This is a genomic window from Bartonella sp. AP57NXGY, assembly GCF_042195805.1.
Lineage (GTDB): Bacteria > Pseudomonadota > Alphaproteobacteria > Rhizobiales > Rhizobiaceae > Bartonella.
Genome location: NZ_JBHIOZ010000004.1, coordinates 56,849 through 72,992 on the forward strand (window position 1 = coordinate 56,849; position 16,144 = coordinate 72,992).

15 protein-coding genes are annotated in these 16,144 nt (G+C 36.1%); 9 read left to right on the forward strand and 6 right to left on the reverse strand.

Going from position 1 to position 16,144, the window contains the following annotated elements; all coding sequences use genetic code 11:
• Nucleotides 1–513: 513 nt before the first annotated feature.
• From lspA to ihfB, 5 genes are all read right to left on the reverse strand, one after another.
• Nucleotides 514–1,017, reverse strand: a complete 504-nt coding sequence (lspA, locus tag ACFIL8_RS01375) for a signal peptidase II (RefSeq protein ID WP_375611348.1) — start codon at nt 1,015–1,017, stop codon at nt 514–516.
• A complete protein-coding gene (locus tag ACFIL8_RS01380; protein ID WP_375668167.1) occupies nt 1,007–1,861 on the reverse strand; it encodes a TrmH family RNA methyltransferase in 855 nt (284 codons plus the stop codon). Before ACFIL8_RS01380 ends, lspA begins: the two co-directional genes overlap by 11 nt.
• 2 nt (nt 1,862–1,863) lie before the next feature.
• Nucleotides 1,864–2,796, reverse strand: coding sequence for a class I SAM-dependent methyltransferase (locus tag ACFIL8_RS01385; RefSeq protein WP_375620886.1), 933 nt, complete (start codon nt 2,794–2,796; stop codon nt 1,864–1,866).
• 173 nt (nt 2,797–2,969) lie between these two features.
• Entirely contained in the window at nt 2,970–3,266 is a 297-nt protein-coding gene (locus ACFIL8_RS01390) for a lipopolysaccharide assembly protein LapA domain-containing protein (protein WP_375681783.1), read from the reverse strand.
• A 7-nt stretch (nt 3,267–3,273) separates the two neighbouring features.
• Nucleotides 3,274–3,552: an integration host factor subunit beta gene (ihfB, locus tag ACFIL8_RS01395; RefSeq protein WP_273790186.1), complete on the reverse strand. Its 279-nt coding sequence runs from the start codon at nt 3,550–3,552 to the stop codon at nt 3,274–3,276.
• Nucleotides 3,553–3,735: 183 nt separating this feature from the next.
• Between ihfB and lptC the strand changes: the two genes are divergently transcribed.
• From lptC to rlmN, 6 genes are all read left to right on the forward strand, one after another.
• The gene (gene lptC, locus ACFIL8_RS01400; RefSeq protein WP_375678852.1) at nt 3,736–4,380 is read left to right on the forward strand and encodes an LPS export ABC transporter periplasmic protein LptC; all 645 of its coding nucleotides are present in this window, start codon (nt 3,736–3,738) and stop codon (nt 4,378–4,380) included.
• 76 nt (nt 4,381–4,456) lie between these two features.
• Nucleotides 4,457–5,056, forward strand: a complete 600-nt coding sequence (locus ACFIL8_RS01405) for an LptA/OstA family protein (RefSeq protein ID WP_375612778.1) — start codon at nt 4,457–4,459, stop codon at nt 5,054–5,056.
• A gap of 6 nt (nt 5,057–5,062) precedes the next feature.
• A complete protein-coding gene (gene lptB, locus ACFIL8_RS01410) occupies nt 5,063–5,857 on the forward strand; it encodes an LPS export ABC transporter ATP-binding protein (protein WP_012754448.1) in 795 nt (264 codons plus the stop codon).
• A gap of 912 nt (nt 5,858–6,769) precedes the next feature.
• Nucleotides 6,770–7,234 (forward strand): PTS IIA-like nitrogen regulatory protein PtsN, encoded by a 465-nt coding sequence (gene ptsN, locus ACFIL8_RS01415; RefSeq protein ID WP_375611353.1) that lies wholly within the window; start codon nt 6,770–6,772, stop codon nt 7,232–7,234.
• Nucleotides 7,235–9,120: 1,886 nt separating this feature from the next.
• Nucleotides 9,121–9,624, forward strand: a complete 504-nt coding sequence (locus ACFIL8_RS01420; RefSeq protein ID WP_375611465.1) for an invasion associated locus B family protein — start codon at nt 9,121–9,123, stop codon at nt 9,622–9,624.
• Nucleotides 9,625–9,665: 41 nt separating this feature from the next.
• Nucleotides 9,666–10,892, forward strand: a complete 1,227-nt coding sequence (rlmN, locus tag ACFIL8_RS01425) for a 23S rRNA (adenine(2503)-C(2))-methyltransferase RlmN (protein ID WP_375638148.1) — start codon at nt 9,666–9,668, stop codon at nt 10,890–10,892.
• Nucleotides 10,893–11,682: 790 nt separating this feature from the next.
• Here rlmN and ACFIL8_RS01430 read toward each other — a convergent pair.
• A complete protein-coding gene (locus ACFIL8_RS01430) occupies nt 11,683–12,324 on the reverse strand; it encodes a LysE family translocator (protein ID WP_375612781.1) in 642 nt (213 codons plus the stop codon).
• 170 nt (nt 12,325–12,494) lie between these two features.
• On the opposite strand from ACFIL8_RS01430, the gene ACFIL8_RS01435 reads away from it, so the two are divergent.
• The 3 genes from ACFIL8_RS01435 to ACFIL8_RS01445 all read left to right on the forward strand — a co-directional run.
• Nucleotides 12,495–13,730 (forward strand): argininosuccinate synthase, encoded by a 1,236-nt coding sequence (locus tag ACFIL8_RS01435; protein WP_375612782.1) that lies wholly within the window; start codon nt 12,495–12,497, stop codon nt 13,728–13,730.
• A gap of 373 nt (nt 13,731–14,103) precedes the next feature.
• Nucleotides 14,104–15,765: a lysine--tRNA ligase gene (locus ACFIL8_RS01440; protein ID WP_375620882.1), complete on the forward strand. Its 1,662-nt coding sequence runs from the start codon at nt 14,104–14,106 to the stop codon at nt 15,763–15,765.
• On the forward strand, nt 15,765–16,144 hold a 380-nt coding region (locus ACFIL8_RS01445), incomplete at its 3' end, for a GTP-binding protein (RefSeq protein ID WP_375688779.1). The genes ACFIL8_RS01440 and ACFIL8_RS01445, both read left to right, overlap by 1 nt.

A 16,144-nucleotide genomic window follows, 5' to 3' on the forward strand; every position in this document is an offset into this window, starting at 1 on the left:
AACAGATTCCAAATAAAAGAGATTTAGGATAGTAAGGGCTTTTATTCAATATGAAAAACGGTAATTTATATTTATAATCAATATGTTGCTTTAACAAGACACCATTGAAAATAGTTGAAAAAATGTTTTTTATTAAACAATATATAAAATAAAAAAGGAGAGTTTTTAAACGAAGCACTTAAGAAAGGCTCTGTAAAATCGATATCTGTAAAAACTAAAAAACGTACGAAAATCAATTGTTCAAATCAAATAAACAGAACTTCAAATGCTGTGAAATGTCTCCTCAAAAATTGTGATGTAGGACACATGGATAAAAAATATTGATTCTATTTGAGTTCATTTCTTTTGCACTAACTAAGTGTAGAAATGTAAAGTTGAAAAGAAAGTAAGATCTTATAGTCCCATGAAGAGAAACACGTGAAATGACGAGCAACAAGAATTGATTAAGAGAAATCAATGCGTAATCAGACTTGTGACGGTCAATAATCTCTGTTTTCTAAGGCACTGAACATATCAATGAGAAGATGTACTATTGGAATGACGCCTTGCTTTCATCCAAGTACGCAATTCTTCAATAAGGATGGCAATAACACCGAGAGTGATAAAACTATCTGCAAGGTTGAAAATAGCAAAATAAAAAATATCATCAATATGAAAAAGTATATAATCAGTGACATGATGAAAGCGAATACGATCAATGAGATTGCCGATGGCTCCCCCAATAATAAGAATAAGGCCAAAGCGCATTAAAGACTTATTATATTCAGTATTTTTCCATAACCATAGAAGAAAGATAATCACAATGATCGTGATGGCGATGATTCCCCACTGAGAAAAGGAAGAAAAAAACGAAAATGCAATGCCAGAATTGCGCACATGATAAAGGGAAAGAAAAGGAATAAGCGAAATTTCTGTTCCTAAAGGCATATTGTGCATAACCCAGTATTTGACAGCTTGATCAAGTACTACTGTAAAAGCCAAGCCCAAGAGAAGAAAAGGGAGTGATTTACGAATCATGTTTTTCCTCACATGGTTCCAGTATTAAATAGGGGCGACGGATTTCATAAAGCATAACAGCTGTTGCTACAGCTAGATTAAGCGAGTCTGCTCGTCCGCTTTGTGGAATACGCGTAAGTTTATCACACCGATTCGTAAGAAGATCTGATAATCCCTGTTTTTCATTCCCCATTAAAAGGATAACAGGACCATTTTTGAAATCAAGTGTCCGATAATCCAGAGATCCTTTGAGATGCGTGCCAACGATCATGCCTTTAAAGTGAGAAGACCAGTTTAAAAAGCCGTTTTCATCAAAACGATAAAGTGGTACAGAGAAAATAGATCCCATGGTTGCACGGACTGTTTCAGGCGAGAAAGGGTCTGTTGTCTCGCCAATTAAAATAACACCTTTAGCACCTACAGCATCAGCGGTTCGAATAATGGTACCAAGGTTTCCAGGATCACGTACACGATCAAGCGCGATGTAAACATCTTTAATCTGCCCTTTTATCATTTCAAAAGAGTGCCATTTTTGCTTGAAAATACCAATAACTGTTTGTGGATTATCGCGTCGGGTAAGTGATTCCATAACCTTTTGTGAGGCTTTAATAACAAAACCACCGTTGGCTACAGCACGTGCGGCAGTATTTTCGATAGTAGCATTACCGATTTCACTTTTAGAAAAAATAAGCGTCTGTATTGTCCAGCCAAGATTGAGAGCATCAATGACCAATTTCAATCCTTCTGCCATGAAAAGACCTTCTCTATTACGGTTTTTCTTTTGGCTAAGTGCTTTAAGATTTTTTATGATGGGGTTGCTAAGAGAGGTAATTTCTTTCACTCTACCAGTTTTGGGTCTACACATATTCAAGCAATCCAACGGCTAAAAAGAGAAGTAGAAAGAGCACGTCCTGCAACTTCTTCACGCAAAATGAGTTCTCCTGATTCGACCGTACCACCAAGATTTACAAATGCATCACGCATTAAAGCATGAAGTGCAAAGAAGGAAGCACGAATAGAATAAGCTGTAAGGACAACAGAGAGCGGTTTATCAGAGAGAAGTTTACGACAATTTGTGATCATGGCGGGTAAATGATCAAACAGTTGCCAAATTTCACCATGGGGTCCACGCCCATAAGCAGGGGGATCAAGAAGAATCATATCATAGCTTTTTTTACGACGCAGTTCACGCTCGACAAATTTCATAGCATCATCGCAAATCCAGCGAATAGAATGATCTGGTAATCCTGCTCTTTCTTGATTAGCTTTTGCCCACGCAATGGCTTTTTTAGAAGCATCAACATGGGTAACATTCGCACCCGCTCGTGCTCCAATCAAAGAGGCAATACCTGTATAGCCAAAAAGATTCAACAATTTTATAGGGCGTTCGGCTTTAACAATTTGTTCTTCCATAGAGCGCCAATGGGCATCTTGTTCAGGAAAAACCCCTACATGACGAAAGGAAGTAAAACGGCCTAGAAAAGACAATCCATTCCAAGCAAGAGCCCATGTTTCATCAAGTGGCTTTTTAGGAAAATGCCAACGCCCAACCCCTTCTTCATCAAGGTTTCCTGTGAAAATAGCATCAACATCAGCCCATTGTTTTTGTGGTAAAGCGGGTTTCCATAGTGCTTGACCTTCTGGTCGAATAATGCGGTAAGCTCCATAACGTTCTAATTTTTGTCCATGACCAGAATCAATGAGAGCATAGTTTTCGCTTATACCCGTTTCTAAAATAAGGGGCAGCTTTTCCTGCGGATATCTATTGTTATGGGAGAATTGAAAGCATTGTGCGGGCATGTTTTGTATCACGGTATATGAGGTATAAAAATATATTATAAAGCTCTTAAATGTTTCGTAAAAGTGCAAAAAAGCTAAAGTCAATTAAAACATGTATAAAAAAAGAAAAAGAGCACTTTTAACTCTGTACTGAATATAAAATACTAAAGAGAAAAGATTTCATTTAAATACCATTACACCAGATTTGTGATAGATGTTTTCAATTTTTCAATCTCGGCTTTACTTTTTTTGAGAGCTTTTTTGTATTTGTGATAGGAAAACCAACTGATCAGATTTCCTAATAAAATACCAAAACTAAAGAAAATAAAGAGCCATATAAAGAGGGGAGCATGATAAGTAAAACTTTCAGGATTTGCTCGAAAAGGATCAAGGGTTAACGGAACCATTTGACGATTAGCCACGATAAAAACAATCAAAACCGCTGCGAGAATCACACCGATACTTGTTAGAAGAATACGTTTAATTATCATAAGTTTCTCACTGATTAAGACGGTCGCGTAAATCCTTGCCAGTTTTAAAAAAAGGAATCCACTTTTCTTCAACAGAAACGGCTTCACCTGTTCGTGGATTACGTCCATTACGGGCTGAACGGCTTTTTACAGAAAAAGCTCCAAATCCACGAAGTTCAACGCGATTGCCATTTGCAAGTGCTGTTGCAATTTCCTCAAAAATAGCGTTTACAATATTCTCCACATCCCGTTGAAAAAGATGCGGGTTATGACGAGCGATAATTTGTACAAGCTCTGATTTTACCACAATAGCCTCACTTTCACACAAAAAAATTTTGTAATTGTGCACTCCATGCATATTACAATATATAAACGGATAAAAGCAAAATAAAATCAAGAAAAAACAAATTGCAAGAAACAAAATTTGAAAATACCTTCTATAAAGGGTATACAGATTAAAAATGCGGAGGATTTAAGAGATCAGGAGAGTATGTCCGTACACAATCATTATGAAGCCTTTTCAACGCAATCATCTTTTGGAGATGTTTTAAAAAAAGCATCCCGTCATTCGCGTCGCATTAGCATATTAAAAATTTTTTTACCTCTCTTAGCGTTGATTTCAGCGCTGGTTTTTTGCTGGTTTACGTTTTTCTTGGTTCCCGTTACTTCTGATTCTATGCCTTTGAATAATGGAGAAAGTGGCGTGATGAATTTGACGATGCTCAATCCAAAATTAGAAGGGTATACGCGTGCTCATGAACCTTATTGGCTTAAAGCAGAAAAGGCATTTCAAGACCATACACACGCTGGAATGATTGGGTTGCAAAACATTACAGCTAGAGCATTTATGGGCCAACAACGACAGGTTTTTCTCGTCGCACAAGGGGGGGTTTACGATAACATTAATGGTTTTTTACAGTTGGATAAGCCATTCACGATTACGACGAATGATGGGATGATGGTACGATTTATGTCAGCTAGTATTAACTTATCCGAGGGACAGTTAAAAACAGATCAACGTGTTAATATTCAGCAAGCCGGTTTGAATCTTGCCGCAAACGCCTTACAAATTCGAGAAAAAGGAAAAAACATATATTTCCATGGTGGTGTGCATTTAGTGCTTCAAAAGCAATAACGCAATATCAATACAAATCTTTAAAGGATATTTATAAAGAGAAGTATGTGTATATACAAACAGAAGAATTGAAATAATGAAATCGTACAAAAGATGGATAGGTGTGATGTTAGCTTTTAGCATGGGAATGTTAGGAGAAGGAGCAGTTTTAGGATATGCTGAAGTGGCTCATTTTGGAATAAGTCTATCAAGCGATAAAGAACCGGTAGAACTTCATGCAGATTCTTTGGAAATACGTGATAAAGAAGGGATAGCGCTTTTTAAGGGTGATGTTTCAGTGGTACAAGGTGAACGTCTTTTAAAAACGGCAGAATTAGTTGTTTACTACGATAAAGCATATAAAGAAATTGATAAAAACAAGGAAGATACAAAGGCATCATCTGTTTCTTTATTTGGTTCGTCGAGTATACAAAAAATGGAAGCTTTAGGAAAAGTTTATATAAAAATTGCTACGCAAGTTGCTACGGGTGATAAAGGTGTTTTTGATGGAAAGTCAAAAATGATGAGTTTGACAGGGAATCATGTTGTGTTAACTGATGGTGACAATGTGGCAACGGGGTGCAAACTAACGGCAAATATGGAAAGCGGAAAGGCTTTTTTAGAAGGTTGTGAGACGCCTAAGAAAAAAGGTCGTGTTTCTATTATTTTAAAACAAAATCAAAAGAATGGCCATTAAGATTTCATGTTTGGAATCAAAAGAAAAAAACAGACCGATAGGTATAATCTTGAAAGTGAAGCTTCAAAAAATCCCTTAAAAGGGACCTTGATTGCCAGTAATTTGATTAAAGTTTATCGAGGAAGACGAACTGTTAATGGTGTTTCTTTTGGCATTCGTACGGGAGAAGCCGTTGGCATTTTAGGGCCCAATGGGGCAGGTAAAACAACTTGTTTTTATATGGTGACAGGGCTTATAAAATCTGATGGAGGATCCATTAAAATTGATGGATTTGATATTACGCATCTTCCGATGTATCGACGTGCGCGTTTAGGTATTGGATATCTTCCACAGGAAGCGTCTATTTTTCGTGGTCTTTCAGTAGAAAATAACATTAAAGCTGTTTTAGAGGTCGTTGAAAAAGATCGCCTTAAACAACGTGAAGAGTTAGATAGCCTTTTACATGAATTTAAAATTGATCATTTACGTAAAATGTCTGCACTTTCGTTATCTGGAGGTGAACGTCGGAGACTTGAAATTGCGCGCGCTTTAGCTTCTCGTCCCCATTTTATGTTACTTGATGAACCATTTGCAGGAATTGATCCTATCGCTATTTTCGATATTCAACAACTTATTCGTCATTTAACGAGGCGTGGCATTGGTGTTTTAATAACGGATCATAATGTGCGTGAGACATTAGGGCTTGTCGATCGCGCTTATATTATTCATACAGGGCGGGTGTTAGTTCACGGTTGTCCTAACGATATTATCAACAACGTTGATGTACGCAGAATTTATTTGGGAAATCAGTTTTCTCTTTGATTTTACAGCTTTCACGAGTTTCCATTTAAGTTTAACCAAACATTATTACTGAAAATTTCCTTATTTATGCCAAAACTTCTTTTATGACTATAACCTTAATGTTGTTATTGAGTGGTGAAAAAGGCTTCATCATTAGAGGTTAGTTTGTTGTTTTATAAGTTTAGCTTACTCATAATTATATCATAGAAAAGATATCACTAGATTAACGTGATAATGAGTGATAAACGAAGCTCTCAATAAATGCGTGTGTTATTGAAAGGTAAGAGATATTTATCATATTTTTCTCTGTCGAATCAAATAATATATCGATGATGCTGTTTTAGGTATTTTGATGGGAGCACCGGTTTATATATTGCGGTTATTCAATAGGAGTTGTCGTATTTTATTGGTTTATATCGCCTATTTGAAAATAGGAGCTTGGCTACAGATATCAGGCTAAATCTATAAATCTTTTAAAATAATCATTAAATTTCTAAAAATCTTTATATTCTTGTTATAAGTCGATGTTCAAGCTATACAGTAATTTTCAAAGTAAAGGTCTATTTTGCTCAGTATGCTTTTCATCTTAATTTAAGGGCTCATTGTTTAAAGAAAGAAAAACTCTGATGGCGGATTATACATCAACTCTTATGACAAGTTTAATAAGTTTATGAATAATGGCCTTTTCTAGAGTCGTAAGGAAATTAACTTTATGAACAACTTCATTTGTTTGGTTTCTCATGCCGTTAATGATGATCCGAATACTATTTATTATTGTTTTAGAAGTGATATGAGATGTATTGAGCCATCACCCATTATAAATTGAAAAGTAAAAACACATGCGATGTTGCGAAAAGTGAAAGAACATTAAGTATCTATAGCGTTTATAGGTTTATTGATGAGCATTTTAGCGTGTAAGAGGAAAATTAAAGTATGAATTTGAGTGAGTTAATAGCACCGGAAGCGATCATTCCGGCTCTTAAGGCTAATTCGAAAAAACAGGTTCTGCAAATTTTAGCCGAAAAAGCTTCCAAGCTAACAGGTCTTAGTGAGCATGTGATTTTTGATGTTGTTTTACAACGCGAGAAGCTTGGTTCAACGGGTTTGGGTGGAGGTATTGCGATTCCTCATGGAAAATTACCTGATATTAATCGGATCATTGGTATATTTGCACGTCTTGAAAGTCCTGTTGATTTTGAAGCTCTTGACGACGAACCTATAGATCTCGTTTTTCTCCTTTTAGCACCTGAAAATGCTGGTGCAGATCACTTAAAAGCTTTATCACAGATCGCACGTGTTTTGCGTCACACTGATGTTGTACAAAAGTTGCGCAGTACGCATAATGCCAATGCGCTTTATGCTTTATTGATTCAAACTTCAGAATCAAATGCAGCTTAAAAGTTATTATGAGCGTATAAATTGCGAGGTATGCACTACAGAGCGTAGGAAATAATATAATTTGCATCTTAAGACTAATAACAAAAGGTTATGTCATGAGATTTAAGAAAATTACTTCTAATTGAACCTTCTTTTTAAAGAGCAACCAACAAAAACGAAGGGCTTTTCCTTTCTTGTTCTCGTATATTAAAGCATCTAATTATTATGTTCGTGGATTCTTTTATCCTGTTATACTGTAAAAACACTATCATTTGAGATATGGTGAGATAAATTCTGTAAGTTTTCTTAATATATTAAGTGCTTTTAGAGTGCGTGGTAAATATTTTAAAACAGGACTTGTCTGTAGAGCCTTTAGTTAAGTGAATCACATGAGTGGGAAGAAAAGAGGAGATCGCTCGACAAGAATCCAAACTTTTTCAGTCCAGATTGGATTAAGAATCTTCGTCCTTTGAAAGCGGGAAAGAAATCAACAGAAAAGTTTATTTGTGCATTGAATTTTTTTGTAAGTTGAGTTTGAGTGTTTAGGGATAATATTTTAATGCTCAAGAAGAAATAAGAGATATATTGTATCTTCAGTATAGCAAGATATTAATTTTAAATATAATTCACTATTTCGCATGTTGGATGAGAGATCCGAATATTGTAAAATTCTCTCATTCCAAACTTGTTTATGTTGAATCAATCAAAACCATTTCCTTGCACGTTGTAAACGGAATTAGCGTGTGGATAAAAACTGTACAAGAAAGGGGTAAAAATGCTTCTTATGAATCGTCTCAAGTATTGAGGGTTGCAGTAAAACATTGGGAGCTGGAAAATAGTGTTATGATGCCAGCTTTCTTCTTCACAAGTGGAGAGATCAACTATTTTATAGATATGATTTAGATGTCTGCTGTTGTATAGAGCTCATGCTAAAGAACAATTTTGTACGGTAAGAATGAAAATTATACCTTTAGGTTGGGTGAAAGAGTTTTTATGCATAGGAAGATTTATTTAAGTGTCTTTAATTGATTAAAATATTGTTTAAAAAATGGTAATGTTAGAACTGCTATAGAAAAAAGTTTTATATTTCTTTTTATAAATTACTTAGAAATAAGATAAGGAGACTTTCCCAAAGAATTCTTAAGAAGTTTTTTATAACAGAAAGAAAAATATCGTCTAATACATTAAAATAATACGATTAAGCTATTATAAGTTACTAAAATCATTTTAGAAATTAATAATTGGAGATGAAATATATAGGGAAATAAGATCAAAAGAAACAAAGTTGTATGTGATTATTGAGATAGAATCTAAATTCTTTATGTTTTATTATTAATACCTTGATAATATTTTATTATTTTTACAAGGTCTTTTGAAGGTTGAGAAAAAGTGTTATCGGGACGATATTGAATACGAAATATGAATGCACTATAATGAGTAAAAGGTGGAGTATTTTGCGAACATAAATGTATTGAATGCATAAAGTCGAGAAGTGATATTCGTAAGGCGATTAAGCTTTTTTGCGGGGAGTCCGGGGTGTATTTTCAAAATTTTGCATCAGATTGCTTGTGATATAAAGAGTATGGTTTATTTCTTAATAGTGTGATGGTATATTTTCATCTCGTTTTGAAGTTCTATAGCTTAAAGAAATCGTTTTTTATACAAAAACGAAATAAGTAGCGTAAAATGAAGATGTTATTTTTTAATGTGGTTATTGAATAAGAAGTTTATTTTTTGGTAACGATTAAAAGGTCATAATGAAACGTAGAAATCTATTTTGATTAGTTTGAAAATATTTCGCTTATTGAAGGAATTAGGACAATAACACATGAATGTCGGGGAGTTTTTGTTGAATTTTTCCAATGAAGAAAATCTTGTTAGAGACTAAAGAAGTGAGCTAAATGAAGATGTTTGAAAAGACTGTTATTGCTGCATCTGTAATGGTTCTTGTTACAGCGGGAGTGGCATATGCACAAACGCCAAGCCGTTTAAATCAATTTGAAGCGTGGGGAGCCTATTCTTATAAATCGCCCAAAAATACGATTTGCTATGTGTTATCGGTACCTTTGAAGGCTCTTCCAACGACAGTTAATCATGGTGATAACTTTTTCTTGGTTACCAAGCGTTCTCATTCACCTATTTCGTTTGAACCGCAGTTTATGGCTGGTTATACCCTTCAAGAAGGGTCGAGAGTGACAGTGACCATTGGAGGTAAGGACTTTGATTTTTTCACGAAAGATTCCTCAGCTTGGCTGGCGTCATCAGAGCTAGAAAAGCAGCTTGTTTCTGCTATGCGTGCTGGAAGCAATATGACAGTGCAAGCGATATCAAAACGAGGAACGCATACCACTTATACTTATTCCTTAAAAGGGGTCACTGCTGCATTAAATGCAGCTCAAAAGTGCCATTAAGGTTTCGATAACTCTAAAATAGTGATGTGAATTGGAAAGCAATGGCCATTTCTTATGACCTTAGACCAGTTGGTTCATGTTTTGCACGAAAAACAGATAATGTGGTCGTGAAGGAGAGTTCTAAGCTCTCTTTAATTGGTTTGTCGCAAGATGAAATGATGCAAGCTTTAAAGACAGTTGGTGTACCAGAGCATCAAACGCGTATGCGTGTGCGTCAGCTTTGGCATTGGCTTTATGTGCGTGGTGTTTCAAATTTTGATGAGATGCTGAATATTTCTAAAGCAATGCAAGAAACACTTAAGTGTCATTTCTCCATTGCGCGCCCAGAAATTGTTGGAGAACAAATATCAAAAGATGGTACGCGTAAATGGCTCTTACGTTTTCCTGCACGTGGAGCTGGAAGGCCTGTTGAAATTGAAACGGTTTATATCCCTGAAGAAGGACGTGGTACTTTATGTCTTTCATCGCAAGTAGGGTGTACGTTAACCTGCTCTTTTTGCCATACGGGAACGCAGACGCTTGTTCGTAATCTGACCGCAGAAGAAATTTTGGCACAATTATTGGTTGCACGTGATTGTTTGGGTGATTTTCCTGATAAGAATACCCCTGATGGAGCAATTGTTCCCATTGAAGGACGAAAAATTACCAATATTGTTATGATGGGAATGGGAGAACCTCTTTATAATTTTGAAGCTGTTAAAAAAGCTTTATTGATTGCCTCTGATGGCGATGGACTTTCTTTATCAAAACGTCGAATTACGCTTTCAACTAGTGGAGTTGTTCCTGGAATTATCCGAACTGGAGAAGAAATTGGTGTTATGTTAGCAATTTCACTCCACGCAGTACACGATACACTAAGGGATATGCTTGTTCCCATTAATAAAAAATATCCGCTTGCTTTACTAATGGAGGCTTGCCGTAATTATCCTGGTCTTTCCAATGCAAAACGAATCACATTTGAATATGTTATGCTGAAAGATATCAATGATAGTTTAGATGATGCTAAGCGATTGATTCAGTTATTGAAAGGGATTCCTGCTAAGATTAATTTAATCCCTTTTAATCCGTGGCCAGGGAGTAATTATCAATGTTCTGATTGGGAGCAAATCGAGCGTTTTGCTGATGTCGTTAATCAAGCGGGCTATGCTTCTCCTATTCGGATACCGCGTGGACGCGATATTTTAGCTGCATGTGGACAGCTTAAATCAGCTTCAGAGCGCTTACGTAAATCTGAACGTTTACGACTTGAAAATGCCATTGGTCATTAGGTAACGCAATTTTCAGCGATATCGAGGCCTATACTTTTTTGTTTGTAATTTAATATCCAAACTTCATGCGATGGCATATGTGAGACAGAGATTAAGATGGATAAGTGCTAGACGAACAGTTTCAGCGTTTATATGCTAAATGGGGTAAGAGATTGTCTATAGTCTGTTTACATAATCTCTGAAATAAGAAGGAAACCTAATTTAGAGGGAATATGAGGTCTTAAGGATTATAACTAATTTCTACCTTATTATCATACTCGTTAATTCGGTTTTATGTCTTTTAAAAGCATCTACGGTAATATCTTTTAAAAAGTGGAGATTGTGCACTGCCTCATGCTTTTGTTTATTATTTTCTTAAATAAGATCACGCATCACAAGCAAAACAGAGGATCTAAAATATAAATACCATTGAGTTATCCATTGATATGTTTTTTAAGTATCTCTTAGTACACTCTTCATATCACGATAATGCTTGTGAGGAGTATAACAAAAAGCTTCTGTAAATGTATTGTACTCCTACACCTTTATGTTTAATAAAGGTGTAAATTGGTACCACCATTCTATTTTTCAGCTCCCAATGTTGTAACAGCTTTTAGTACTTGAGATGGTTTATAAGAGGTGTTTTTATTCTTTTCTTAGATAGTTTTTATCCATACGAAAACTCCAGCTTCTCTTGTGATGTACAAAGGAAAGGTATTGTTTTATCCAAAACAAACAGGTTTGAAATGAAAAAATCTTATAATATTTGTTTTTTTTATTTAAATTAAAAGCGATACATTACACGTATAAATCAATGTTTTGTAACCACAAGGAGATGGAGGGCAAAGCTGGTAAAAGTACCAGCAATAAGCCAGTCGAGAAAGCGAATATAAAGAGGGTTCTTTTTGAGAGTTTTGGTAAGTTTATGCGCTGTAAAAACGATTGCAATTGTAATGGGGAAAGAAATAGGAATATAAGAGAGTCCTAAAAAGAGCAATTTTTGTGTTGCCATAGGATCATTCGCATTGATAAATTGTGGTAAGAATGTCGCGTTAAAGAGTATAACTTTAGGATTGAGAAGATTAATTCCAATACCAGCAAGATAGTTACGTTTAGCGCTTTGAGATTTAGAAGATGTCTGTTCAAAGGAAAAAGTGGGGTTTCTCCGTAAAGCTTGAAAGGAAAACCATAAAAGATAAAAGGCGCCAACAATTTTCAGAAGAACAAAAGTATGTGGTGCAGCAAAAATAAGCGCTGATAAGCCAAGTGCTACAGCGGTAACCTGAATGGCAAACCCTGTTGCACTACCCAAGGCGCACATAATTCCAGCTTTTTTGCTTTGTGTAATGGTTCGTCCTACAGAAAGCATCATATCTGGTCCTGGAATAAGTGCTAAAATCAACGATGCTAAAGCAAATTGTACAACAATAGACCACTCCGGTAGAAATGACACGTAAATCTCCTTTTATTTTTAAGCAGTGTTCACTATTTATACTTTGAGGCACCTTTATTTACGCTTTTTGCGTCTTTTTAATGTTGCTTAAAAAGAATTTATTTTTATATTTCTTGCATCGTTTTGATTTTTGGGTAGAAATAAAAAAGTAGCTCATATAGAACGTTAAAATGAAAAAGTGGCAAAATATTAGAAAAGTTGTTTTGGCTTATTCAGGTGGATTGGATACGTCAATTATTCTTAAATGGTTGCAAAGTGCGCTAGGTGTTGAAGTTGTAACTTTTACAGCAGATTTGGGGCAGGGGGAAGAGCTAGAACTTGCTCGTCGTAAAGCTGAAATGCTAGGTGTTAAAGAGATCTACATTGAAGATTTGCGCGAAGAATTTGTGCGTGATTTTGTGTTTCCGATGTTTCGAGCCAATACCGTTTATGAGGGGACTTATCTTTTAGGAACATCAATTGCACGTCCACTTATTTCAAAACGCCTTATTGAAATTGCTGAGGAAACAGGGGCAGATGCCATTGCTCATGGAGCAACAGGAAAAGGCAATGATCAGGTACGCTTTGAGCTTTCCGCTTATGCGCTTAATCCTGATATAAAGATTATTGCTCCATGGCGTGATTGGGATTTTAAGAGTCGGACAGATCTCTTTGAATTTGCTCGTATTCATCAAATTCCTGTAGAAAAGGATAAGCAAGGTGAAGCGCCTTTTTCAGTGGATGCAAATTTATTGCATTCTTCATCAGAAGGAAAGATTTTAGAAGATCCAGCACTTCCTGCTCCTGAATATGTCCATATGCGTACTCTTTCGCCGGAAGATGCTCCAGATCAAGCAACCAGAATTACTCTTGGCTTTAAAAAAGGCGATGCTGTTTCAATCAATGGAAAAAATTTATCACCTGCAACTTTACTTGCAGAGTTAAATCATTATGGGCGCGATAATGGTATTGGTCGGTTAGATTTGGTAGAAAATCGCTTTGTGGGTATGAAATCACGGGGTATTTATGAAACACCAGGTGGAACCATTCTTTTGACGGCTCACAGAGCTATAGAATCTTTAACGTTAGATCGTGGCGCAGCTCATTTAAAAGATGAATTGATGCCACGTTATGCAGAACTCATTTATTATGGATTTTGGTTTTCGCCGGAACGTAAGATGTTGCAGGCAGCTATTGATTTATCTCAAGAACATGTTGAAGGTGAAGTCACGTTAAAGCTTTATAAGGGGAATGTAATTATTGAAGGGCGCCAAAGTAAAAAATCACTTTATTCCAGTGAGTTAGTAACTTTCGAGGATGATCAAGGTGTTTATGATCAAAGAGATGCAACTGGTTTTATTAAATTAAATGCTCTACGTTTGCGTACATTAGCAATGCGTCATCAAGGTGATAAAGAAAAGAAATAGAAAATTACGGTGACAAGTGTAATATGGATTAGTGCTTTTGTATGAAATGCCTAGTTTAAGCATTTTTCTGTTGGTTTTTACCGTTCTTTCGTTCAATACTAGAAGCTTATCTTCTGCGCTAATAAATATAATAAGCAAAACCCATGATAATAATAGCAATGAAGGCTTCGATAATCAAAACAGGTCAATTTTGCTTTATAATATTGAATGTTTTTGATTTTTATCAGAACAAAATATATTTATAACGAGGGCGGTTTTTGTATAGTGACTTAAGAGTATAAAGAAATTTTCATCTTTTTGCTTGCTATTATTGACGAATAAATTCAAGAACCATACACCCTATTTTGAAAGAGTGTAATTTTTAGGATAAATAATGATGCGTGATCAGTGTGATACCCTCAACCTTACGCCTGAATTAAAAGATGCAGCTTCTCAATCGAGAACTTGGCCATTTGAAGAAGCACGTAAGATTATCAAACGGTATGAAAAAACGGGTTATCCAGACAGTGTGATATTTGAAACAGGTTATGGCCCTTCTGGTTTACCGCATATTGGAACTTTTGGGGAAGTTGCACGTACAACCATGGTGCGTCATGCATTTCATATTCTCACGGAGAATAAAGTAAAAACAAAATTACTTTGTTTTTCTGATGATATGGATGGTTTGCGCAAGGTTCCTGAGAATGTGCCTGATCGCGAGAGGATGGAACATTATCTTGGTCAACCGTTGAGCCGTGTACCCGACCCTTTTGGAGATGATTATCCTTCTTTTGGAGCGGCAAATAATGCGCGGTTACGGGCTTTCCTTGATCGTTTTGGTTTTGATTATGAATTTGCAAGTGCTACGGATTATTACAATTCCGGTCGTTTTGATGAAACACTTTTGAAAATCCTTGCCTGTTATGACAAGGTTATGGCAATTATTTTACCAACATTAGGTGAAGAACGGCAAGCGACCTATTCACTCTTTCTACCGATTTCTCCCTTTTCTGGAAAAGTATTACAGGTACCGATGATTGCGCGTAATGTTGAAAAAGGGACTGTCACTTATATTGAACCTGAAACAGGAGAAACCATAGAAACAGAGGTTACGGGGGGCAAAGTTAAGTGTCAGTGGAAGGTAGATTGGGCAATGCGTTGGACAGCACTTAGCATTGATTATGAAATGGCCGGAAAAGACCTTATCGATTCCACAAATCTTTCTTCTAAAATTTGTAAAGTATTAGGTGGAACCCCCCCAGAAGGATTCAACTATGAGCTCTTTTTAGATGAGAAAGGGCAGAAAATTTCCAAATCCAAGGGAAATGGCTTAACCATTGATGAATGGCTTACTTATGCCCCAACAGAGAGTTTAGGGCTTTATATGTTTTCAAAACCTAAAACAGCAAAAAGGCTTTATTTTGATGTTATTCCTAAAGCTGTAGATGAATATTATGCTCATCTTTCTGCTTATGGTCGTCAAAAATGGCAAGAACGGCTCAGTAATCCTGTATGGCATATTCATAATGGTTGTCCACCGCAGGTTGATTTGCCTGTATCCTTTGCGATGCTTTTAAATTTGGTAAGTGCTTCAAATGCAGAGAATGCAGAAGTTCTTTGGGGTTTTATTTCTCGTTACGCTAAAGAAGCAAATGCACAAACTTATCCAGAACTTGATCAATTGGTGAAGTTTGCCATTAAATATTTTGATGTTTTTGTTAAACCAAACAAGAAATTTCGTATACCAGATGATAGCGAACGAGCAACATTAGCACAAATTGATGAAAAATTAGCTCATTTACCTGAAACTGTTGATGGCAACATATTACAAAATATGCTTCTTGATGTTGCAAGGTTAACGGAACGCTATCAAGATCATAGCAAAAAAAGCCCTGAAGGTGGGCCTGGTGTTTCTAATGTTTTTTTTCAAATGTTGTATGAAGTCCTTCTTGGACAAGAGCGAGGTCCACGATGGGGATCATTTATAGCGCTTTATGGGATTAATGAAATGCGTGCACTGATTGCTGAAACACTTGCACGTCCTGTGGAGGAATAATGGAACGAAGAGTGCAGGAAGTAAAGCGACGCCGTACATTTGCAATTATTGCTCACCCAGATGCGGGGAAAACAACATTAACAGAAAAGCTTTTATTGTTTGGTGGTGCTATTCAACTTGCAGGAGAAGTAAAAGCCAAAAAAGATCGTATTCAAACCCGTTCTGATTGGATGAATATTGAGCGTGATCGTGGTATTTCCGTTGTGACTTCGGTGATGACGTTTGAATATGAAAATCATATTTTTAATCTCCTAGATACTCCAGGACATGAGGACTTTGCGGATGATACGTATCGCACTCTCACAGCTGTTGATAGTGCTATCATGGTATTGGATGGGGCACGCGGAATTGAGCCAAGAACACTGAAATTGTTTGAAGT